Source organism: Arthrobacter sp. ZGTC412 (assembly GCF_002929215.1).
In the GTDB taxonomy this organism is placed as follows: Bacteria; Actinomycetota; Actinomycetes; order Actinomycetales; family Micrococcaceae; genus Arthrobacter.
On record NZ_PJII01000001.1, the window covers coordinates 212,853 to 234,576 of the forward strand.

Sequence of the window (21,724 nt, forward strand, 5' to 3'; positions counted from 1 at the left end):
GAGGGGGTCGCCTGCTGCCGACAGCATCGCCATTAGCGGGAAGTACGTGATTCCTACGGCTGTCCAGAGCGCGGTTAGTGACCCCACCGCGGGTGGACCTGGTCATGGTTTAGCTTCCGACCTTGTCCATTGCCTGGTTGAACATGGCTTCCAGCGCCGGACCGGCGAGGGCCAGCAACGCTGCCACGAGAACCGCGGACATGAGGGTGATCATGACCCAGCCCGGGACGTCTCCCCTCTCGGGATTGTCGTTCACATGTCCGTTACTGGAACGGCGGTCAAACGATGCCCTGCCTTGGCCACGCTTCCGCCGCACGCTGTTGCCGCCGCCTACTCCCGGAAGCAGCGTAGCCGCGAGTGACAGGAACAGTACCAAGCAGCGAATCCCCATTTTCTCCATCATTCCGTCCTCTTCCTGATTCTGCTTCCACCATTGGTTTGTGTTGTTGTAGTTGCCTTAGAGCTTCAAAATCCTAGATTGATTGCGGCGATGCCAGGGAAGACGGCAAAGACCACGGTCAGAGGGAGCACTCCGAATACCAGCGGAACCATCATGGCAATCTCTTTTTTGCCGGCAGCTTCCATAAGGTCACGCTTGGCTGTGTCGCGTACGTCCTGGGCTTGGGCCCGCAGGACATCAGCCAAAGGCGTCCCCCGCTCGACCGCGACCACGATACCGTCCACGAAGCGGACGAGTGGTGCCAAATCTGTCCGCGCTGAAAACTCCTGCAGTGCCCGGATCAGCGGCTTACCTGCCCTCGTTTCGGCGAGGACCTTCGAAAACTCTTTGGTGAGCTCACCCTTGGCGCTACGGCAGACCCGGTCCAGAGCGCCTGTAGCGCTCTCCCCTGCGCTGACTGCCAACGCCATCAGTTCTGCCAAACTGGGGAATTCCGCCATCATCCTCGATTCCCGGCGGCGGATCTGCGCGCTGAGCCAGTAGTCCCGGAACATGAACCCGCCGATGGCACTCCCGAGGACAGCAACGACCGCCAGGAGGGGGTTGAACCTTCCAGCAGCCGCACCTAGAACGATGAAGACGATCGAGATAGCGAACCCAGCAGCTGCCCATAAGAGTTGTTCAGCCCGAAAATCGACAGGCGACTTGCTGGTTCCTGCCTGCGCCAACCTTCGCGCCGTAGTTTTCGATACGGGGTTGAACCGGCCGAGAGCTGCCAGGCCGTCGCGCAAAATAGGCCGAAGGATCCGTTCGAGCGGCCCAAACGGTGTCAGATTGTGTTCACCTCCATGCAGGAGCCTTGACTCGAGATTTTGTGACTTCAGCTGCGGGTCGATGCGCTGCGACAACGTGACGGCACGCATGAAAGGAGACCGAAAAATCACCAGCCACAGTCCCACGCCCATCAGCACTCCGCATACAACTGCCAGAGGAGATATCTCCATCACCTGAGCACCCGCTCGTCCTGCGGAAGTGCACCAATCCGAAGCATCACCGAGTAGCAGAACAAGGAAACGACCAGGCCTCCAAGCAGAACGGCGGCACCCATTGGCGAATTGTAGGCCTGCACTGCCTCCGGCCTGGTCGCAAGGAGCATCATGACGATCCAGGGCGCAGCAACGGCGAGCCGTGCCGCGTTGATTGTCCAGGACTGCCGTGCTTCCAGCTCACTGCGAGTGCGGGCGCTTTCCCGGAGAAACTCAGCCAGGGTTCCGAGTAGCTTTCCGAGGTCTGAGCCTCCAACTTCCCTTGTCAGGCGCAGTGCCTCCACGATTCGGTCCGCAACAGGATCGGCGAGCCGGTGCTTGAGCTGGTTGAGCGAGGCTTCGAACTGGCCGCCGGCCCGATAGTCTGCACCGAAATCCCTGAAGACGTAACGGAGTTCCTCGGGGCCTTTGTCACCGAGCTGGATGAGAGCCTCCGGCAGGGGCAGCCCTGCGCGGATGGCAGAACGTAGGTGGTCGACGACGTCGGGCCAGAGGGTGCGCAGCAATGCGCTCCTCTTCTTAGCCTTCCAGCGGACGACGGTTACCGGAAGCCACGCTCCAAACAGCCCGAAGCAGAAGGAGATCGGCCACGAGCGGGTCACAGCAAAAAAGACAAGGGCTACGAAAAGCCCGAGCCCAAGGCAGGTACCCACCAGCCCTGATGCAGACACTTTTTCTATCCCCGCCCCTGCAAGGAGGTCCGCGAGGCGGCTGGTCCTTTCCTTGGGAAACTCAGGTTTCGGTGACTCCCAGAAAGACCACCAGATCAGGAAGAACCCTGCCCCCGCCGTTACTCCCAGAAGAGCCGACATCATCGCGGATCCAGCAGCGCGAAAACGTCATATCCTGCCCTGGCAAATTTCTCCTGCGCCGGCATGGAGTTGGGCCGTGGCTGCAGCAACCCGTCGATTGTGGCAAACACCGGCGATGATTCGATGATGCCGTTTTCAACCCGTCGGCCGAGGGCCAGGATTTCTGTCACTTCCCTGCGACCGTCAGCTCGGCGGGTGCAGTGCACCACTAGGTCAATGCAGGACGCGACGGTGGGCACAACGAAAGCGCTGGAGATATTCTCGCCAGCCAGCAAAGGAAGCGTGCAGATCTTGGTGACGGCGTCATGCGCAGAATTTGCGTGGACAGTGCACATCCCGGGGAGCCCGGAATTCAAGGCGATGAGCATGTCGAGGCTCTCGGCTTCCCGGACTTCGCCCACCACCAGCCGGTCCGGACGCATCCGGAGCGCTTCCTTGACCAGGCGTCGCAGTGGTATCGCACCCTCACCTTCAAGGTTGGGCTGCCGGCATTGCAACCCTACAACGTCCCGAAGGGGAAACTGCAGCTCGAAAATTTCCTCGACAGTGATGACGCGTTCCCTGCTCCCGATGCTGGCTGCGAGGCAGTTCAGCATCGTGGTCTTGCCTGCCTGAGTCGCGCCTGAAACCAGGATGTTCAGCCCACTGGAAACTGCAGCGCCGAGGAAGCGCGCCGACTGCGGGGTAAGGGTGCCAAGCTCCACCAGATGTTCAAGCCGACTGGCTTTGACCACGAACTTCCTGATGTTGACGGCCCAGTGCCTTCGCGTCACGTCCGGGATGACCACATGCAACCTCGACCCGTCCGGCAGGGCTGCATCCACAAAGGGCGACGACATATCCAACCGGCGGCCGGAGCTCTTGAGCATCCGCTCGACCAGGTCCCGCACCTGTTGATCGGTCAGGCTGAGGGAGGTTAGCTCCGACTCACCGTTCCTTGCTACGTAGATTTCATTGGGCGCATTGATCCAGACCTCTTCGATTGTCGGATCGTCCAAGAGCGGCTGAAGAACACCGAATCCGGCGACGGCATCAAAAAGAAACCTGCGTGCAGCATCCAAGGGGCCGATCGGAGGCAGCGGACCCATCAGCGCACGTTCGTCGTAGTCTGACACCGCCGCCTCCACTAAGCGACGGACCTCCCCGACCTGGTGAAGCGGATCAAGCCCGCGGCGGCGGATAAGCTCGCGGACTTCGTCCTCGACAATTCCCAACGCGTCCATAGGTTCCCCAATACAACTGCCGCCCCCGGCGGAGGCAGTGCAACTGGGTAAAGCCTAGGGAGCGTGAAGCTTGGCAACAAGTCATCGTGAAGCACGTGTGGATAACACATGACTGCCCGGAATCACATCAGCAACACCAGAACCACTAGTTCCGCAGGTAACACCAGTGCTATGGTGAGCGCGTTCATCGTCGAAATACCACATGTCAGGTGCCTTCCCTGGGGGAAATCACCCAGCAGTAACCAAATGAGCGTTCGACAGAGCGCCACATTGTCTCCGGAGCAAAAATGAAGCGGAACCTGTCTCAGTCCCGTCGCCCCCCGTTCAAGTCCTTGGGCATAGCGCTCTTGGCTGCCTCTCTGGTAGCCGGCCCGGGTCTGGCGGGCGTTGCTTCCGCCGTCGAACCCTCTCCGACACCGGTAGTCTCTTCGCCGGCAGGTGGTACCTCGCAGACTGCGGCGCCTGCTCCGGCGGCTCCCACGGAAGAAGCAGTTCCAGCGCAGACGCGGGCTGCCCTGCCTTCGGAGGAGGCTACACGCTCGATGGCTGAAGCCGTTGGGGCGGGCGGAGCCGAAATGGGACAGCGCTCCGCTCGCGTCACCGCCTCGGATCCCTCCAGTTCCGTCAAGCGGCTTAGTACGGAGTCATTGTCCACAGAAGGCACTTGGATGCCCACTTTCGGCCTTCAGGGATTGGACGTGAGCGGTCACCAGGCGAGCGTGGACTGGCGGCAGCAGTGGAATATGGGGGCACGGTTCGCCTATGTAAAAGCTTCTGAAGGAAACTACTTCACCAATGAACTCTTCAGCTCGCAGTACCAGGGCTCCCGAAGTGTAGGGATGCTTCGAGGCGCTTACCACTTCGCTATTCCCAACTGGTCCTCAGGAGCAGATCAGGCACGGTACTTCGTGCAGAACGGCGGGGGCTGGTCTGCGGACGGTTACACCATGCCGCCGGTGCTGGACTTTGAATTCAATCCGTATGAGGGTCGCACCATCAACGGTTTTTACTTTGGCAACACCTGCTACAACATGTCTCCAGCACAGCTTCAGTCCTGGGTTCGGGATTTCGGGAACACCATGCGGTCCCTCACGGGAAGACTCCCTGTCATCTACACCAACACAAGCTGGTGGAACAGTTGCTTAGGCAATCCTGCCGGGTTTGGAGACTACCCCCTGTGGGTTGCCGCGTACCCTAAATCCGCCACCAACAATGCAGGCCCGGTTCCGACGGCGAGCTGGAGCACGTACAGCATATGGCAGTACAGCAGCACCGGGCCGTTCGCCGGGGACTCGAATGTCTGGAACGGCACGCTCGCCCAGTTGCAGGCTTTCGCGCGGGGAACCGTCGGCTCCAACGGTGCTATTGACGCCAAATGGCGGGCGACCGGCGGCGCTACGGGGCCGCTGGGAGCAGCCAGGTCGACCGCGGACGTCTGCGGCCTCGTGAATAACGGGTGCTATCGGGCCTACGCCAACGGAAATATCTACTGGACTGCCGCAACGGGCGCGCACCCGGTCACCGGACCCTACTGGACCGCATGGGACAAGGCCGGATGGCAAAAAGGCATCGGCTACCCCACCAGCGACGCGACCTGCCCCACAACGACCTCCACGTGCCACCAGACGTTCCAGGGCGGAAATGCCTACAACACACCCGGCGTGGGGACGTTTGTGGTGAAGAATTCCTACATGTCGGCATGGAAGACCGCCGGTTGGCAGAACGGCATCGGGTACCCAAAGTCCATGGAGACCTGCGGCCTTTACGGCGGCGGCTGCTACCAGGAATTTACCAAAGGCAACATCTACTGGACCGCCACCACCGGAGCCCACGCCGTCACCGGAGCCTACTGGACCGCCTGGCAGAAAGCCGGCTTCCAACCCGGCATCGGCTACCCCACCGGTCCAGTTACCTGCGGCCTCTACGGCAACGGCTGCTACCAGGAATTTACCAAAGGCAACATCTACTGGACCGCCACCACCGGAGCCCACGCCGTCACCGGAGCCTACTGGACCGCCTGGCAGAAAGCCGGCTTCCAACCCGGCATCGGCTACCCCACCGGTCCAGTTACCTGCGGCCTCTACGGCAACGGCTGCTACCAGCCCTTCGCCAAAGGCAACATCTACTGGACCGCCACCACCGGAGCCCACGCCGTCACCGGAGCCTACTGGACCGCCTGGCAGAAAGCCGGCTTCCAACCCGGCATCGGCTACCCCACCGGTCCAGTTACCTGCGGCCTCTACGGCAACGGCTGCTACCAGCCCTTCGCCAAAGGCAACATCTACTGGACCGCCACCACCGGAGCCCACGCCGTCACCGGAGCCTACTGGACCGCCTGGCAGAAAGCCGGCTTCCAACCCGGCATCGGCTACCCCACCGGTCCAGTTACCTGCGGCCTCTACGGCAACGGCTGCTACCAGGAATTTACCAAAGGCAACATCTACTGGACCGCGACCACCGGAGCCCACGCCGTCACCGAGCCCTACCGGGACGCCTGGCGTGCGCAAGGTTGGCAGGCAGGCAAGTTAGGGTATCCCACCTCCGCGGCCGTTGCAGCTGCTGGCTACGGAACCGCTACGTTCCAGGGTGGATCCATGACATGGACCTCCTCAGGCGTGGCAGTGTCGTACTCCTGACGCAAAAGTTGTGGCCTCTCTCTAGTCGTACCCCGGCTTGGGTTCGGGCTTCCAGGTAGACGCTGGGGCACAGTTCTTCGAGCTGCTGCACAGCCCGTACCCGGGTCCTGGCCAGTGGCCATTTCCCGTTTGGCCAAGTAGTCCCACTCGGTGCCCACGGAAACCGCCATGGCGGCGGTGACCAGCTCCTGTTTGAGCTACAGTTCCCGGACCGTGTCTTGGCTAACTTGAACCGCCCAGCGACTACGTTGACTCTAGGAGCAGTCCCGCCCCAGGATGAAAGTTGCTGGGGGTGGCGAAGACGTATATCCGCCCGGTCTCGGCGATAACGATGTCGGCCACGAACCGGAAACCCTGGGATGCTGGTTCAATGGCCAACAGTTTGTGCCCGCGGCGGCCAGCAAGAGAGCCATAAGCTCCCTGGGACTGGCATCAATTCGTCAGAGGTCCTTGGTCATACCGCCTGCCACTATGGGAATCCAGCTGGCCGTTGACAGTGGGTTCCACGGTTACCTTACCGCCGTTGCGTCACCTGAAGCTCCTTCCACCGCGTGACGGCCACGTAGTAGAAGGAGTACCGGTAAAGGTACGGAAGATCAAGGCGAGGCTCCTCTTGCAGTTGCCCAACCAAGGCCTGTCCGGCAGAGCCAGCTCGCTTGCTCAGGGTATGTCCAGGCACAGCGTTCAGTCGGGGATTTATGCTGCGAAACAGCTCGGGCTCGGTTGGGACGACGTTGCTGAGAAATCTGACGGCGAGGTGTATCTGGCGCTGTTTCCCGCTCGCGGGGTGCGGCAGAGCGTGTTCGCGCAGCCGGGCTGGGTCCAGGTGCAACCGCGAGCTGGCAAGGGTTGGGGTGACATTGGAGCTGCTGCGCCAGGAGTATCTCGACGGTGCAGTCGGACCGGCCAAGCGGCGATTAGCTATGACCGGCTCTACGGCGATTATGGCAACGTCACCGGCGGCATTGTCTGGGGTCGGCCGTAAGCCGGCCGCAGCGTCGGCCGGGCGTCTCGGCGGTCATCGTTGCCGTTGTTTGTACTCTTGTCTGGCTGGCCTGGCACACGCTGGATGTCCTGTCCTGCCGTACAGCAGGTGTGCGTTGGTGGAGGCAACGCTGAATATGCGGCAGGAGTCGTGGCTGCGCGCGCATGCGGCGATATTTGCATTCTTCGGCGGCACGGTCCCGCGGATCATCCCCGACAACTCAAACCGGGGTAATCTCTCATTCGCGCGGGGGCGAAGTCGTCCTCGACGAGTATCGCGAGAGGCGGGCTTGACGATGGGGGCTGGCGTCATGGCATTGAAGCTTGACAGCGTGCCGTGGCTGCCAGGCACCAGGGTCCCCCACCCCTGAGAGGAGGACGGCTGATTGCGGCGGCCGTCGATGCCGCTGCGACCCTCACCTACACCGTGGCGAACGCTTGTCCGGCTAACGCTGAGCCCTCCAGCTGCGCGTCCATTTCCGGGCGCAGCTTTGCGTCCTCAAGGAGTGGCATGCCTGCTTCTCGTGGCTATCGTCCGGGCACCGAAGCAGGGGCCGGAGTCTGTACCAGCGCCGGGTCGCCCTTCCTAACGAAACGGCCCCTGAACTTGCGAGCTATAGGACGCTCCAGCCAGTACCAGGAAACGACTGCGAGGGCGAACGACAAAGTCCATTCCACCCAGGAACGGATGGGCTGCGGCAACACATCGATCTGAGGCGTAAGGAACACCAAGTAGTGCCACAGGTATAGCCCGTAGCTGATTTTCGCGACGTAAAGTAGAGGCTGCCACGTGAGCCATCTGCCTGTGAATGTAACTGCCCAAGCCACCACGATGACGCAGGCAATCTGCAGCCCGATCATACCGACGGTGAAGTAGGACCAACTGTACTTCCAGAAGCTGGACCCATACCAAAGAAGGAAAGCCCAGGCCGGGAGCGTAACCCACCACTTGGGCCGCCATTCCCCACGGAAGCGGAACCATACGGCCAAGATGCAGCCGACGAGGATCCCGTCGATCCGAGTGGGTCCGTTGTAAATCCAACGGATTGATTCTTCAACGCTGGTCCAATACGCAAACCGCCACGCCCAGATCGCGACGATGACAGCGGCGGCCCCCATTGCCCATCTACGCCAGCGGCCTCGGGCGAGCACCATGGTCAGCGGTGCGAGGAGATAGAACTGTTCCTCGACAGCGAGCGACCATGTATGGGTCAGCGGGACTATGAAGTTTTCCGAGGCGACCATAAAGTTCGAGAGGTAGAGCAGAACCATTGCCCCCTCAACTGGGGAAAAGCCCCGCGCCACGCAAACGGCGACAACGGCCAGCAGCGCCGGAAACAGCCGGATGGCCCGTCTCGCGTAGAAAGCTGGCAAATCGAGTCGGCCCCGCTGCGCCCATTCCTCCATGATCAGCGTGGTGATCAGGAACCCGGAGATGGTGAAGAACACGGCAACCCCAACGAGGCCACCATCATCCAGTACTAGCTTCCAGTTCGAATGACCAGCGAGCACCAGCAGCACTGACAACGCCCGCAGGCCGTCAAGCGACGGACGTTTGCCGAGCGTGAACAGCGCAGGACCCATGGAACTCCCCCAAAAAAAATGCGCGACCGACTCGGCCGCGAGCAAACTATTCGCCTGCCAACTCTAACAGAGCGAGCGGCTCGATAGGGGTCCGGCCCTTGGACGCCTCCACCCACTCCTCGATCTCGGGCAAGTACGCAACGTTTTTGGTGTGCTGGCTACGGAACTGCTACATCCAGGGTGGATCCATGACATGGACCTCCTCATGCGTGGCAGTGTCGTACGCCTGACGCAAAAGTTGTGGCCTCTCTCTGGTCATACCCGGCTTGGGCTCGGGCTTCCAGGTAGACGCTGGGGCACAGTTCTTCGAGCTGCTACACAGCCCGTACCCGCGTCCTGCCCAGTGGCCCTTTGCCGTTTGGCCAAGTAGTCCCACTCGGTGCCCATGAAAACCGCCATGGCGGCGGTGAATAGAAGACGACGTTCCCGGCGGACCAGCCGCGCTGTGAAGCGTTTATCGTGCGGGAGGATCCGCTCGGCCCACCGTCAGGGATTCTGCTGTCACGTGCGAGCTCCTAATAATTGGATCAGGCGAGATATGCGGCTCAATCGCCCCGAAAACACTACCGGTCGATCGCCAGCTCGCGCAGGCTTCACCCATCTTTGGAGGGCGGTACGCTATTGTCAGTAGACTCCGAAAGAGCGAATGGGGAGGGTCTTCTTCGTTGCCAGAGTTCGAAGAGAAGCAGCCCCAGCCCCACTGCGATTCCGACCCATAAGCTTGATCCCAATCTCGGAGCCTGACTGTGGACGGGGTGGCCTACGACGCTCAGAACGCCGTAAAGGGACAACGCCACGGTCACAACAATTTCAGGGCGGAATCGGCGCGACCGCAGTGCGAGGACGAACCCGGCGACGCCGGCAAGGAAGACTGCCAAATAGGTTGCATTCGCTGGCAGTCCAGCAACGAACCTGCCCAGAAAATGCCATTCCAGCTGCAGGAGTCGCACAACCGGGTCATCCACCGGAGGAAGCCGGAAATGATCTGTGAAGGTGTCTTGAAGGCTGTGGCTCAATCCGGGAAAGCCGAGGAGCGAGTTCACTGTGGAGCTGAGTATCAGTGCGACTCCACTCAAGAATGCTGCGAAGCGAATCTGTCTGTTCCGCCGATATTGGCGCAACAGCAGTAAGCCGAGGCAAACGACGAGGAAACTGAGACACAGTAGAAGCGTGGAGGAGTACTTGAAGAAAAAGACTAGCCCGAGCCCGAGCGTCACCCATGTCAGACCCCGCTTATTTGACCCCCTAATGACGTAGGCCAAGCCCAATGCCATGACTAATGCAGACGTAAGCGTGGTAGCTTCCGCCAGCATGGCGACCCCGTGGGGGAGACTCACAGGCAGGGCATAAAAGGAAAACTGAGCAACAGTCGAGGAAACGACGCCGAGACCAGCTATTCGGAGGATGCGCACCAACACCAGTCCACCAATGGTGGTCGCGGCAACGGCAACAATCCAAAGCCCAATGCGATCCCCGAATGCATGCATGAGGGGTATGGACAGCATGGGGTAGCCGATTCGAGGTGTGAAGATCTCCTGGTACGGCACGTTTCTGTCGATGTATCCAATAAAGGGCCCGTGGCCGGCCATGGTTGTACTGATGCAGTTTTCCAAGGTGCCTTTGTAATCGAAAGACGGATGCTTGCACCACAACGTGTAGGCATCCAGCCACGCTTTATTTTCCGACACACCCTGAAGCATGTAGGCAATGCGCAGGTATTGCACGGTGTCGCCCCATACCACACCAGGACCGATGGCTGCCGCCACCGCGACGAACAAGCATGCAATGCCCGCCGGAACCAGGACGTTCCGCATTCTGGGTTTTTCTCTTGCTCCAGAAATTGCCAAGATGATCTCCTAAGTCTTACGCCCCCGACGGAGACACTTCACATCACTTCGCTATCAGGCCCTTATCAGACCACGGGGCGCATGTAGATGAACTTTCTGGTTTGCGGCCGACCTGCCGCCGCCGGCGATAAAGATTTTGCCTCAGCCATTGGTCGACTCACCCTCTAAATTTGTGGCGCCCATCGAGCGACGACGCGAACGAATGCGCCAGACGGCTGCAGCAGCGATCAGGAACACACCAACGATCACCACCGTAAAAACTCCGGTGGAAACGTCCCGCGGAAGAACCAACAGCACTCCCACGTAGACCACCGCAGACGCGCAACATGCAAGGTAGGTCCGCAGTTCCCATCCCCCGGCCGCCCGCCGTCGGACGATCAGATAATAGGCGAGACCCAGCACCAGGAAGGTAAGCGCGGAGGTAACAGCCATTCCCACAAGGTCTCCGGCGAAGGCCGGGACGAGCGCCGCCAACGTGCCCAGAACCAGCACGCCCGGCGTTACCACTGACAGCCACCATGTTGCATTTTCAGCAAACAACAAAGTGGTGGCGTTCAGGTAGAGAACGTATCCCATCGCTATGAGGGGCATTATCTGGGCGACCGGTATCAGGCTTTCCTTGCCCCCTGCCATCACGTGCGTGACGACGTTCGCCCCCGCTGAAGCAACGATGACTATGCCGAGGGCCGCGAAACTGGCAGTACGCATCGTGGAGCGAAGCCGTTCAACGCGCTCTGCCCCGCTGACCGCCAGCAGGGCCGGAACCCAGGCATTGTTGAGCGCACCCAGAAGAGTGATAGTACCCAGCACAAAGACCTGGACTTTTCCATAGTCTCCGGAGACACCGTCGGCAGCCGTAACGGCAAGCAGGAAGACGGCCCCCTGGGTGAGCAGCATCAGCGCGCCGGTGTGGGGCAGGACAGGCAGGCCGATGGCCAGGCTCTCCCGGACGGCTCCTCGGTGAGCCAGCGGCCAGGAGGGTTTCGTGATCATCACGGCGACGACGGCACCGATGAGCACCAGCACTCCGTATCCGAGCATGAAGGTGCCGGCCTTGGCGCCGAACAGGAGCATCGCAAAGAGACCGCCGCCATAGGCGGCCATTGACGAGACCAGGCTGAGCATCACGAAGGCGACGGGACGGCCCTGTGCGCGCAGGATTGCCTGCCCGGCGAGCACACTGGACTGCAGCCCCATGGCAAAAAACGCGATGGCGAAACTCGGCGAACCGCCGTCGCTCCGGAACAAGAACCAGGCGACCCCTGCGGCCAAGACCCCCAGGACGGCGCCGCCTGTCGTCATGAACCCACTCACGGCCCGTGCCCTGGCAGGACCGGCAGGCTCGAACCAGACCTTCGTGATAGCCAGCGGCAGTCCTGCCGCCGCCAGCACCACACCGACTTGGATGATCGATACGGACAGGAACAGCTCCTGCCACTCGGAATCGCTGTTCAACAGGTGCAGCACAAATGGCTGGACCAGGAAAACGCCCAGTCCCTGCATCAGAGCGCCCAACAGGTAGAGCAAAGAGTTGCGTCCGGTACCCGCCGCCACCGCGGCAGGGGTTCCGGGAACAGCGCTCTGATCCGTGCTAGCCACCGTTAAGCTGAAGCCATTCCAGGACACGATCGATGACGCGTTTCTGCTCCACTGCGGTCAACTCCGTTGAGCAGGGCAGGGAGAGCCCCCGGTGGAACAGATCCTCTCCGACGCTGCCGCCGATCAGGGCCTCATCTTTTAATGGCGGCTGCATGTGAAGCGGGCGCCACAGTGACCGGGACTCAATATCCACCGCAGCAAGAAAGTCCTGAAGCTCGTCGCGTGCTTCAGTGCCTCGGCCGGCGGGCACCTGAATCGAATACAGCCAGTACGTGGACTCCTGCCCAGGCAAAGTCGGCGGCGTCTGGATTGCTGTCCCGGCGAAAGCCTCGTTGTAGCGCATGGCGATTTCCCGCTTGGCCGCGACGAAGCCGTCAAGGCGCTCAAGCTGGGCGACACCCAGTGCGGCGGCAATATTGGTAAGGCGGTAGTTGAAGCCAATTTCGTCGTGCAGGTAGCCTCTGTCCGGGGTGCGCGCCTGCGTGGAAAGGTGCTTCGCGCGTATGGCCAGATCCTCATTGTCAGTGGTGAACATTCCACCGCCACCGGTAGTCATGATCTTGTTCCCGTTGAAGGAGTAGGCACCCATGTGCCCCACCGTTCCGACGTGCCTGCCCTTCAGGGGCCCGCTGGTCCACGTGGCACCGAGTGCCTCAGCTGCGTCCTCAATGACAATGATCCCGAACTCGCCGGCAAGCTCCATAACGGCTGCCGTGTCTGCCGGCTGGCCCAGGATATGTACGATTTCGATGGCCTTCGGCAGCTTCTCCCCCGCTCCACGCCGACGTACGAGCTCTGTCCGGAGCTTGTCAACATCCATGCACCATGAATCTTCACGGGAATCCACAAGGAGCAGTTCCGCGAACTGGTAGGAAGCAGCGTTGGAACTGGCCATGAACGTGAAGTCTGAGACTGCAACCAGATCGCCCGGCTGAACGCCGGCCAACCGCATCGCAATGTGAAGGGCCGCGGTACCGGAGGAACAGGCAACGGCGTACTTGGCCCCGACATACTCGGCAAAACGGGTCTCAAACTCGTTGACAAAGCGCCCAACGGACGAAACGAAACCGCTGCTGATCGCTTCGTTCATCAGTTCAGCTTCGCGTGCACCGATGTTGGGTATTGCTAAGGGAATTCGCGACACGTAATGCCTTTCTTGCGGAAATCTAGCGGGCGTACTTTGCTGCTGCCGTGGCGTCCACGCCGCGGGCCTTGATCCACTCCGCGGTCTGGCGGAGTCCTTCTTCCAGGCTGACCTGGGGAGCCCAGCCCAGCTCTGCCAAAGCCTGCGAAGGATCGGAGAGCAGGTGCATGACTTCGCTGGCTTCCGGCCGGACGCGCTCGTCCTGAGTGGTGATTTCCGCCGTCGACCCGGTCACCTTGGCGGCCATCTCGACGAGCTCACCGATGGTGACGTCGTAACCGGTACCCAGCTGAATGACCTGTCCCGCCAGGGGAATATCCGCGGTTGCGGCACGGAAGAAACCGTCCGCTGTATCCGTGACAAAGGTGAAGTCACGGCGAGGCGTGAGGGAGCCGAGGTGAATCCTTTCGGCTCCACCAACCATCTGCTGGAGGACGGTAGGAATAACTGCACGTGCAGACTGGCGGGGGCCGTAGGTGTTGAACGGCCTCAAGACCACCACCGGCGTCTCGAAGGAACTCGCCCACGCTTCACAAAGCTTGTCAGCTGCAATCTTTGTGGCGCTGTACGGGGACTGGCCTCGAAGTTCGTTCTCGATCGTGATGGGAACGGTCTTCGGGGTTCCGTAGACCTCGGACGTCGAGGTGTTGACGAGGCGGCCGACACCGTGACGGCGCACGCCCTCCAGCACGTTGAGCGTGCCCACGACGTTGGTCTCCACATAGGACCGGGGTGCCTGGTATGAGTACGGGATCGCAATCAGCGCGGCGAGGTGCAGGACCACATCGGCGCCCTTTACCAGGTCCGACACAAACTCTGAGTCCCGAATGTCGCCCAGCTGCAGGTCCACCGCGTCGCGCTCGTCGGGGCTGAGGTCATCGAGCCAGCCGTACGATCCGTTGGAGTTGTACACGCACAAGGCCTTCACATTCGCGCCCTCTGCAATGAGGCGCTGCGTGACGTGGCTGCCGATAAAACCGTCGGCGCCGGTAACGACCACTGTCTTGCCTTTAATGTCCTGGTAGTTCACGGCTATCACTGGCCTTTCGCTGTTGCTAGGTCTTTGGGTGTTCCGACGTCAATCCAGTCGGATTCGATGGGCCAGGCGGCCACGTTCTTTGAACTGTCGATGCAGGCTTTCACCAGGTCGGGCATTGAGAAAGGCTCCATGTAGGGAACCATCGCCAGCGCCTCGGGCGACACGGCATAGATCCCGGTGCTGATTTCAAACTCAACTGTAGGTTTCTCGACTACCGAGCTGATTGACCGGTCCGCACCAATCTCGAGCACGCCGAACGGCACCTGGTGTGTGTAGGGCCGGGCTGCAACTGTAACAGCGGCCTGCTTCGCGTCGTGGAAGGCCAGCAAATCGGCTGCGTTGTAGCGGACCATGAGATCCGCGTTGGTCACAATTACCGGTTCGGTGATGTTTTCCACCTGATGATAGAGGAGTCCGAGGGCGCCCGCGGTGTTCAACGGGGTTGCAGGATCCTCATGCAGGTAGGCGATCCTGCAGCCGAGCCTGGAGCCGTCCCCCAGGTGGGCTTCGATTTTGTCGGCGAGATACGCCACTGACACGTAGATCCTCGTTATCCCTGACTCAACCAGGCCAAGGATGATCCATTCGATGATGGTCCGGTCCGCTACCGTCATGAGGGGCTTGGGCGTGTCCTTCGTCAGGGCGCCAAGTCTCGTGCCCCTGCCTCCGGCCATGATCACGGCGATGTTGTTCAGTGGCTTGCGGCCGACGATGTCGTTGAGGGTATGCAGGCCCACGAGCACTCCGTGATCATCGACCACCGGAACTTCGCTGATCCTGAGGCTGCGCATGAGGTCCAGAACTGACGGGCGGGTTGCCGCGGGGCCGACAACGTGCGGATCGGCATTGGCGAAGTCAAGCACAGGCGATTCAAGATCGGCTCCGCGCAGGAGGCCTCGGCGAATATCGCCGTCGGTGACTACGCCCAGGAGGCGGCCGTCCTCCCCGGTCAGCAGGGCTATGGCCGAGGCGCCGCGGTCGATGGCTTGAAGGGCCTGGCGCACGGTGGCCCCGGGTCCAATGCAGACGTTTCCCAGCGTTCCGTCAATGGTCATACTTCAACTCTCCAGCGGTAAGTCAATAAAGGCCTTGGTCAGGCCTTCTGCAGGGCTTCCCAAAATTACACGTTTGATCGGCTCGGCGGAATGTGAATTCCCGTACGGATTGACCACACTGCTGCTCACCAGACGGAACTGCGCGCTCAGGGCCTTTTCAATAGTAGCGCGAATCTCGTTACGGTCATCCCGGCAGTGAAGGACATTGGCCCCTGACTCCCGGCCCCGCTGCCGTTCGCCGATGTTTACCACCGGCACATGGAAGGATGCCGCTTCCAAAATGCCCGACGACGAATTGCCCACCAGGGCGCGCACCGTGGCCATCACCCGCGGGTAGTGGGGACCCAGGCTTTCCCGCACCACCACGCCCGGGATTTCGCTCGACTCAATGTCCTTTAGCACGGCGATGATGTGTTCCCGGCCGGCGTCAAAGCCCGGGTATGTGAGGATCGTTGTTCCTGCCTGGCCGATCACCTCTTCGAAGACCTGGCGTGCCAGCTCCCCTGCGTTCTGTGCCATCTCCGCCGTCGCCGGGTGATATGTGGCCATCACGAGAGGCTGAACCAGGGGTACCCCGAATTCGGCCAGGAACTCGTCGTCCGTCAACGGCGTCTGATTCGCGAAGCGGTCCAGTCCCGGTGCACCCGTTTGATGAATCCGCTCCACGGCCTCACCGAGTTGGGCGACGCGGCGAGCGGCCTGCGCCGTGCTGACACAGTGCTGGTCCGCGAGTTTGGTCACCGCGTGCCGCACTCGCTCATCGAGCGCACCCTCGGTGACCTCACCGCCGTGCAGATGGATCAGCCGGATGCCACTGATGACAACTGGGGGCAGTACGTAGAGAAGTTCCCATCTGTCCCCGAGGACGACGACGGCGTCCGGCACCACGTCAGGCAACAGGTCGGCGACGGCGGCGCTGAGCCGGGCCCCGTATTGCGCCTGAAGAACCGGCGACGGTTCGGCGAGGTAGAGCGCAAGCTCGTGATGGGTGAAGGTTCCTTGCCGCAGCCCGGCTTCCAGCAGCCTGTCCTGGGCTGTGCTTTGGGGGAAACCTATTGCGGTAGCGATGTGGAGCTCTATGCTCGGGTCGGCCGCCAAAGCCGCCAGGACAGGGCCCAAGGGAAACAGGTCCGCCCTGGTGCCGGCAAAGGCAAGAACCTTCATGCTAGGCGAGGTCTTCACTCGTCAGCGCTGCGCCGGATGTGATTGGGCGGACCGCCTTCGCGCCGACGACGCGTGCTGAAGGCGGAAGTCCGCCCTCTGGGCGGAGGATTGCAACATCGTCAAGTGTAATGACGGCGCCAGCGGCAATGTCACGCGCGGCATGATAGGAGCGCCGCACCAACGAGGCATTCGCCTCTTCACTGGGCATCCGCCGTTTGTTTCCATCTCCCAGAGCCGCATGAGCGGCGCGGACTGAATCAACATACGCCGTGAATTCTGCCCGTTCCAGGGAAGCGGAGTGGTCCGGACCGTTCCGGGTCTTGTCGGTGGTGATGTGCTTCTCCAGCAGGGTGGACCCCAGCGCCGTGGCTGCGATGGCCGTGACGGAACCCGGGGTGTGATCCGACCACCCCACCTCCACTCCGAATTCCTCCCGCAGAGCGGGAATCGCCCGAAGGTTGGCTTCGTCCAATGGCGCAGGGTAGGCCGACACACAGTGCAGCAGGACTGTGGCGGGAGCTTTGGCTGTCGCCTCCAGGGCTGCTGCGATCTCTGGGCGGGTGCCCATGCCGGTGGACACGATCATGGGGATGCCAAACTCTGCGATGGCGGAGAGATACGGGGTGTTTGTGAGTTCGCCGGAGCCGATCTTAAGACCCGGGACACCCAGGTTGGCAAGCATCAGTGCGCTGTCAAAGTCGAAGGGTGTGGAGAGGAAGGTAATTCCCCGTTCATCGCAGTGGTCGCGCAGCTCGGCCCAGGCCGATTCCGGCAGGGTCAGGCGCGTCAGCATATCCGACTGGGACTCCGCAAAACCTGCCAGCTTTTGGTATGGCGTGGTTCCTGCTGTGCTGGTGACCAGTGCTTCCGGTTTGAACGTTTGGAACTTCACAGCGTTGGCACCAGTATCGGCGGCCATGTCGATCAGCTCGTGGGCAACCGTGACATCGCCGTCGTGATTGACGCCGGCTTCGGCAATGATGAAGATCTCTTCCGCGCTGCCAATCTGGTGGCTGCCAAACTTCACGGATCCGAAATGGGGGTCATACGTCAACTGACAGACCTTTCGTAGATTTGGAGGGCTTTGCGGGCACTCCGACATATGTTGTCATACCTGCCAGCGGGCGGTTTGCCACGGCGCCTGCTCCGAGCAGCGCACCGTCGCCCACAGAAACGCCGGGAAGTATTCGGGCCCCTGAACCAACGAACACCTGTTGACCGACGGAAGCTGCGCCAAGAAGGACGGCGGCCGGTGCTATGTGGCTTCCCGCCCCCACCTCCGCTTCATGTTCGACGATGGCTCCTGTATTGATCACTGCAGCGTCGTCTATACGGGCCAACGGTCCAACGTGGGCGTGTTCGCAGATCTGGCTGAGCCGACCGAGAGTAGCCGTTGCGTCGACAGACGCTGTGTCCGCAATCAGGGGCTGGAGCAGCGCCGCGTATCGGGGCTCCGCCAGAAGCGAGGAGGCCACACGGGAACGGACGGCGTTGTCGCCGATCCCAATGGCAATCGACAGTGACTGGTCAACGGCGAAAGCCAAGGCGGCGCCGTCGTCCGTGAAGTAGCGGACCCCGGCGCCGTGGCGAGTAAGGAAGGGCGCATTCTCCCGGAGAGCGGCCAGCTCTTCCGGCGACGAATCGCCGAACGAGACGTCACTGACAGCCGCAACGGCATCTCCCCTGCCCCTGATCACGGCTGCCAGACTGCGCCCGTGGCCCGAGGCCCCGATGATCAGCCAACGTACTCGCTCAAGTTTCAAAACGGTCCTCCTTTCCCTGCCACAGAACGCCTGCACCGCGCACCAAACGCCTTTGACATCATACTTTGGCGAGACGCGCCACCGCTGGAACGCTGAGTGCAGCGCGAATCACGGACTCCACAACAGACAAATGTACTGTTGTAGTAAATGCCTTGCGGCGAGTGCTGCCACCCACACCATATGAGGTTGAAACTAACAATGAACGAGAATTCGTCTGAACCGAAGATCCTTGCCGTCATCCCAGCACGTGGCGGTTCAAAGGGACTTCCTGGCAAGAACATCCGTCCGCTGATGGGGAAACCCCTCATCGCGCATACCATCCTGCTGGCCTCCACTCTCGGGCCGAACGTGCGGACCATTGTTTCGACGGACGACGCAGGCATTGCCGCTGCGGCCCGCGAAGCCGGCGCTGATGTCCCATTCCTGAGGCCCGCCGAACTGGCCAACGATACGGCGCCCATGAGCGTCGTTCTCCGGCATGCACTCCAAACGATGGAAGAGATCGACGGAACAACCTACGATCTGGTTCTTCTGCTGGATCCCACCAGCCCAACGAGAATTGCCAGTGATATCGCGGACGCAGTGGAGCGCCTTGCGACCAGCCCGGAGTTGGACGGCGTGATTTCTGTGTCTGAGCCCTCGTTTAACCCGATTTGGGTAGGCGTCAAACCCAGAACGGAGGGCGGCCACGTTCTGGAGCGATACTTTGAAGAGGGCACGGGTGTTATTCGCAGGCAGGATGTCCCACGCTTTCTTCGAATCAATGGCAGCTTCTACGTCTGGAGGGCGGAATACATCCACCGACTGGAGACCAGCTGGTTCGACGAAGGAACGCACGGATACGTGGAAATCCCAGAGTCACGGTCTTTTAGCATCGATGACGAAGGCGAATTCCTCCTACTGGAAGCTGCAGTTAAGGCCGGGTTGGCGCCGCTTCCCGGATATTCACCGAAATCCGAAGAGGACTGACCTCTGCAGGATCCACGCGACGGCAGCCAGTGATAGGGCCGCCGTCGCGTTGGCACCGTCAGGCGTGGAGCGGCTCAACGGGAGCCAGCGCGGGCAATTGCGGCAAAGGCGACGGCAGGTGCTTCAGCGGGTGCCGCATCCAGTGCCAAGGGGACAGGCCCGCCTCCGTCGCATGAGCACCCTGGGGCACCTCCTTGAGGCCCAGGACGGTCTGTACCTTCGTTAGGGGGCCACTCGCCCAATACTCAAGGAACGGGCCAGCTGTGCTCTTATCCCACCCCAGTAAGTGCTTCAGCTCTTCCGGTCTCCTCATGTCGCCATGTCCCAGCTCCGCTTCCGCGAGTTTAATGAGAACTGACTGCGGGGTGGTTTCGTCGTAGAACTCGGGCCAAATGTCACGCATGATCAGACCGGGATCCGCTGCCGCATTGTGGCCGAGCTTAAAGTCCGGGCCGTAGATGGCGATTTCAGCTCCACTGACCGCAGCGTACATTATTGATGTGGAAAGACGGTTGGAGATCACTCTCCGGGCCTCTGACATCATGGTCAAAATTCGCCCGATAAACTTTGGGTCCCTTCGGTCCCCGGCACTGACGACTTGGTGACCGGCGGACTTCCATGCAGAGAGAATGACGTCATCATGCAGGTCATCAATGTGCAGGCAGACGCGGGCTGGCCCTTCTTGGTCCCTTACCATTCGCGCATAGGCGTCATGGTCGCCGTCGACCTTTAGCAGCGCCGTTCCATGAAGAGGCAGGACCAGAGCCTTTTCCCCACGCGGCGGCAGCGCGCCCGAGTCCTTTGCCGCCTGCAGCAAATATAAATAGGGGGCACCCACCGCGGTCAGCATGTTGGTGCCGTCCTCGAAGAAGTTGCCGGGATCTCCGGGGCTCCAGGCACGGGAGGTGCTCGTCCAGGAGAGCCGGCGCCGGGAAGGACCCCACCCGGCAAAATCGCCAAACTGAGCGGTAACCGGGCTGCTAACCGTCCAGCCGTGCTGGATCAGCCCGGCAACGTGCCGTAGCCGCTTGACGCCGCAGTAGCGGGCAAAGACAGCCGAGTGGCCGTAGTAGTGGTTTTGAATGTCCATGAGTGGTCAATGGCCCCTTGGGTCGAAACGTGGATCTGGAATGTCTTCCCTGGCTATCAGGGCCGGACGGCGTGGGCCGCCAATTTGCGCAGGCCCGGCCACATTCCCTTCGAGACCACCTTCGGAGTAAGCGATGCGGCGTTCAGGCGCGATGTCAGGTGCCAGCGTGCCGACCGTGCGGCGCCGTTCCAGCCCTTGGCGCTGAAGTCGCGGACACACTCATCGAAGAAGGCCCGTTCCTCGGCAAACCGCCGGCCATCCAGCGCGCGGACGGACGAGTCAGATTCACGGTGCCGGCGGTACTGGAAGCAGACGGTGTCCAGTACAGCCATCTTCCCCCCGCTAAGAATGATGTCGATGGCCAGTGCCAAGTCCTGGACGACGTCGTACTGGGGGCGGAAGTCGTGTTTTTTGACCGCTTCGGCGCGCCAGGCGACGGACGGGAAGTAAAGCCAGTCCCCGATCATGAGGCTCTCAGCAATAGCCTCCCCTGAGACTATTGCCTCTGAGGACTGGCCCACGAGCCGGTGCCGAAGGTACTGCTTGACCTTGTCCCCGAGAGGCGCGTAAACGGCGCCGTTCTCGTCAATGACCTCAACGCCCGGCTGCACAATGCTGACGGAGGGATCCTGGAATGCCTTGCGTACGGTGCTGATGTAGTTCGGGAGCATAACATCATCGGCACCCATTATGACCACGACTTCGTGCTCGACCAGCCCTACGCACTTCTTGTAGTTGCCGTTGGCACCGAGGTTCTGTTCGTTACGGAAGTAGCGCACGCGCTCATCGCCTGCCACGAGGGCGGCAAAGTAGTCCGGCAGGCTGTCATCCGGATACCCGTCATCCACGATCGTGAAGCGGAAGTCCCTGTCGTCCTGTGCGAGTACCGAGTCGACTGCGGCCTTCATCATGGCCACGTCGCCGTAGTACGGGAACATTACGTCAATAGTCACTGTCATCTTCTCTCGGTTGGCGGTGTTCCGGGTCCCGCGGGACCGTCGTCGGCTGTCGGCTGGGTAAGGCTGATCTGATCGTGCAGCTGCTCGAATCCGGCTCGAAGGATAGCCACTTCTTCAGCGAGGATTCTGGTTTCGTCCTCGAGGACGGTCAGTTCGCGTGATACATGAAGACTGACTCCCACCAGGAGCAGAATCGAAAGGGAGAAGAGCAAATTGGCGGGGACTACCACGCCCACCATCGACGCTGCCCAGTTCAGCAGTCGAGGAAAAATGCCCAGAATGATCGTGAGACCACCGATGACCAGCCACAGGATGGCGTACTTCTCGCGAAGACGCCCATTGCGGAGCATAACCAGGACAACAGCCACCATAATGATGGCAAGAATCAAGGAACCTGCAACATTCATTCC

The 21,724-nt window shown here is 61.1% G+C and carries 18 protein-coding genes; 2 read left to right on the forward strand and 16 right to left on the reverse strand.

What is annotated here, in order from left to right; all coding sequences use genetic code 11:
- Nucleotides 1-109 precede the first annotated feature (109 nt).
- The 4 genes from CXQ88_RS01005 to CXQ88_RS01020 all read right to left on the reverse strand — a co-directional run bounded on the left by CXQ88_RS01005 (nucleotide 110) and on the right by CXQ88_RS01020 (nucleotide 3,481).
- On the reverse strand, nucleotides 110-391 hold the full coding sequence (locus tag CXQ88_RS01005; protein WP_373637680.1) for a hypothetical protein: 282 nt from the start codon (nucleotides 389-391) through the stop codon (nucleotides 110-112).
- Between the two features lie 74 nt (nucleotides 392-465).
- On the reverse strand, nucleotides 466-1,365 hold the full coding sequence (locus CXQ88_RS01010; protein WP_258061636.1) for a type II secretion system F family protein: 900 nt from the start codon (nucleotides 1,363-1,365) through the stop codon (nucleotides 466-468).
- 38 nt (nucleotides 1,366-1,403) lie between these two features.
- Nucleotides 1,404-2,261 (reverse strand): type II secretion system F family protein, encoded by an 858-nt coding sequence (locus tag CXQ88_RS01015; protein ID WP_373637681.1) that lies wholly within the window; start codon nucleotides 2,259-2,261, stop codon nucleotides 1,404-1,406.
- Nucleotides 2,258-3,481 (reverse strand): CpaF family protein, encoded by a 1,224-nt coding sequence (locus tag CXQ88_RS01020; RefSeq protein WP_104042317.1) that lies wholly within the window; start codon nucleotides 3,479-3,481, stop codon nucleotides 2,258-2,260. Before CXQ88_RS01020 ends, CXQ88_RS01015 begins: the two co-directional genes overlap by 4 nt.
- 542 nt (nucleotides 3,482-4,023) lie before the next feature.
- Between CXQ88_RS01020 and CXQ88_RS21690 the strand changes: the two genes are divergently transcribed.
- Nucleotides 4,024-6,117 (forward strand): GH25 family lysozyme, encoded by a 2,094-nt coding sequence (locus tag CXQ88_RS21690; RefSeq protein ID WP_258061637.1) that lies wholly within the window; start codon nucleotides 4,024-4,026, stop codon nucleotides 6,115-6,117.
- A gap of 1,512 nt (nucleotides 6,118-7,629) precedes the next feature.
- On the opposite strand, the gene CXQ88_RS01035 is transcribed toward CXQ88_RS21690, so the two are convergent.
- From CXQ88_RS01035 to CXQ88_RS01075, 9 genes are all read right to left on the reverse strand, one after another.
- Nucleotides 7,630-8,730, reverse strand: coding sequence for an acyltransferase family protein (locus tag CXQ88_RS01035; protein WP_104042319.1), 1,101 nt, complete (start codon nucleotides 8,728-8,730; stop codon nucleotides 7,630-7,632).
- 548 nt (nucleotides 8,731-9,278) lie between these two features.
- Nucleotides 9,279-10,532, reverse strand: a complete 1,254-nt coding sequence (locus CXQ88_RS01040) for a hypothetical protein (RefSeq protein WP_146069157.1) — start codon at nucleotides 10,530-10,532, stop codon at nucleotides 9,279-9,281.
- A 141-nt stretch (nucleotides 10,533-10,673) separates the two neighbouring features.
- Nucleotides 10,674-12,131 carry a lipopolysaccharide biosynthesis protein gene (locus CXQ88_RS01045; protein WP_104042321.1) on the reverse strand — a complete coding sequence of 486 codons (1,458 nt, stop codon included), beginning with the start codon at nucleotides 12,129-12,131 and terminating at the stop codon, nucleotides 10,674-10,676.
- Complete coding sequence (locus CXQ88_RS01050) at nucleotides 12,124-13,275, reverse strand: aminotransferase class I/II-fold pyridoxal phosphate-dependent enzyme (protein WP_258061638.1); 1,152 nt, start codon at nucleotides 13,273-13,275, stop codon at nucleotides 12,124-12,126. Before CXQ88_RS01050 ends, CXQ88_RS01045 begins: the two co-directional genes overlap by 8 nt.
- Nucleotides 13,276-13,297: 22 nt before the next feature.
- Nucleotides 13,298-14,305, reverse strand: a complete 1,008-nt coding sequence (locus tag CXQ88_RS01055) for an SDR family NAD(P)-dependent oxidoreductase (protein ID WP_258061639.1) — start codon at nucleotides 14,303-14,305, stop codon at nucleotides 13,298-13,300.
- A 5-nt stretch (nucleotides 14,306-14,310) separates the two neighbouring features.
- A complete protein-coding gene (locus CXQ88_RS01060; RefSeq protein WP_104042323.1) occupies nucleotides 14,311-15,369 on the reverse strand; it encodes a sugar phosphate nucleotidyltransferase in 1,059 nt (352 codons plus the stop codon).
- A 3-nt stretch (nucleotides 15,370-15,372) separates the two neighbouring features.
- Nucleotides 15,373-16,533 carry a UDP-N-acetylglucosamine 2-epimerase gene (neuC, locus tag CXQ88_RS01065; protein ID WP_104042324.1) on the reverse strand — a complete coding sequence of 387 codons (1,161 nt, stop codon included), beginning with the start codon at nucleotides 16,531-16,533 and terminating at the stop codon, nucleotides 15,373-15,375.
- Nucleotide 16,534: 1 nt separating this feature from the next.
- Nucleotides 16,535-17,587 carry an N-acetylneuraminate synthase family protein gene (locus tag CXQ88_RS01070; protein ID WP_219816297.1) on the reverse strand — a complete coding sequence of 351 codons (1,053 nt, stop codon included), beginning with the start codon at nucleotides 17,585-17,587 and terminating at the stop codon, nucleotides 16,535-16,537.
- The gene (locus tag CXQ88_RS01075; protein ID WP_181037371.1) at nucleotides 17,577-18,296 is read right to left on the reverse strand and encodes a PglD-related sugar-binding protein; all 720 of its coding nucleotides are present in this window, start codon (nucleotides 18,294-18,296) and stop codon (nucleotides 17,577-17,579) included. The genes CXQ88_RS01070 and CXQ88_RS01075 overlap by 11 nt, the downstream gene beginning before the upstream one ends.
- 198 nt (nucleotides 18,297-18,494) lie before the next feature.
- Here CXQ88_RS01075 and CXQ88_RS01080 point away from each other — a divergent pair, with 198 nt between their 5' ends.
- Entirely contained in the window at nucleotides 18,495-19,265 is a 771-nt protein-coding gene (locus CXQ88_RS01080; protein ID WP_104042327.1) for an acylneuraminate cytidylyltransferase family protein, read from the forward strand.
- Between the two features lie 58 nt (nucleotides 19,266-19,323).
- On the opposite strand, the gene CXQ88_RS01085 is transcribed toward CXQ88_RS01080, so the two are convergent.
- From CXQ88_RS01085 to CXQ88_RS01095, 3 genes are read right to left on the reverse strand one after another with little or no spacing between them, the layout of a single operon-like run.
- Nucleotides 19,324-20,355: a hypothetical protein gene (locus tag CXQ88_RS01085; protein ID WP_104042328.1), complete on the reverse strand. Its 1,032-nt coding sequence runs from the start codon at nucleotides 20,353-20,355 to the stop codon at nucleotides 19,324-19,326.
- 56 nt (nucleotides 20,356-20,411) lie between these two features.
- Nucleotides 20,412-21,308 carry a glycosyltransferase family 2 protein gene (locus CXQ88_RS01090; protein WP_104042329.1) on the reverse strand — a complete coding sequence of 299 codons (897 nt, stop codon included), beginning with the start codon at nucleotides 21,306-21,308 and terminating at the stop codon, nucleotides 20,412-20,414.
- Between the two features lie 2 nt (nucleotides 21,309-21,310).
- Entirely contained in the window at nucleotides 21,311-21,721 is a 411-nt protein-coding gene (locus tag CXQ88_RS01095) for a DUF2304 domain-containing protein (RefSeq protein ID WP_104042330.1), read from the reverse strand.
- Nucleotides 21,722-21,724: the final 3 nt, after the last annotated feature.

Excerpts from the sequence above, each read along its gene's own strand:
- CXQ88_RS01005 (WP_373637680.1), bottom strand. The coding sequence starts at position 391 with ATGGGGATTCGCTGCTTGGTACTGTTCCTGTCACTCGCGGCTACGCTG.
- CXQ88_RS01010 (WP_258061636.1), bottom strand. The coding sequence starts at position 1,365 with ATGGGCGTGGGACTGTGGCTGGTGATTTTTCGGTCTCCTTTCATGCGT.
- CXQ88_RS01015 (WP_373637681.1), bottom strand. The coding sequence starts at position 2,261 with ATGATGTCGGCTCTTCTGGGAGTAACGGCGGGGGCAGGGTTCTTCCTG.
- CXQ88_RS01020 (WP_104042317.1), bottom strand. The coding sequence starts at position 3,481 with ATGGACGCGTTGGGAATTGTCGAGGACGAAGTCCGCGAGCTTATCCGC.
- CXQ88_RS21690 (WP_258061637.1), top strand. The coding sequence starts at position 4,024 with ATGGCTGAAGCCGTTGGGGCGGGCGGAGCCGAAATGGGACAGCGCTCC.
- CXQ88_RS01060 (WP_104042323.1), bottom strand. The coding sequence starts at position 15,369 with ATGACCATTGACGGAACGCTGGGAAACGTCTGCATTGGACCCGGGGCC.
- neuC (WP_104042324.1), bottom strand. The coding sequence starts at position 16,533 with ATGAAGGTTCTTGCCTTTGCCGGCACCAGGGCGGACCTGTTTCCCTTG.
- CXQ88_RS01080 (WP_104042327.1), top strand. The coding sequence starts at position 18,495 with ATGAACGAGAATTCGTCTGAACCGAAGATCCTTGCCGTCATCCCAGCA.
- CXQ88_RS01085 (WP_104042328.1), bottom strand. The coding sequence starts at position 20,355 with ATGGACATTCAAAACCACTACTACGGCCACTCGGCTGTCTTTGCCCGC.
- CXQ88_RS01095 (WP_104042330.1), bottom strand. The coding sequence starts at position 21,721 with ATGAATGTTGCAGGTTCCTTGATTCTTGCCATCATTATGGTGGCTGTT.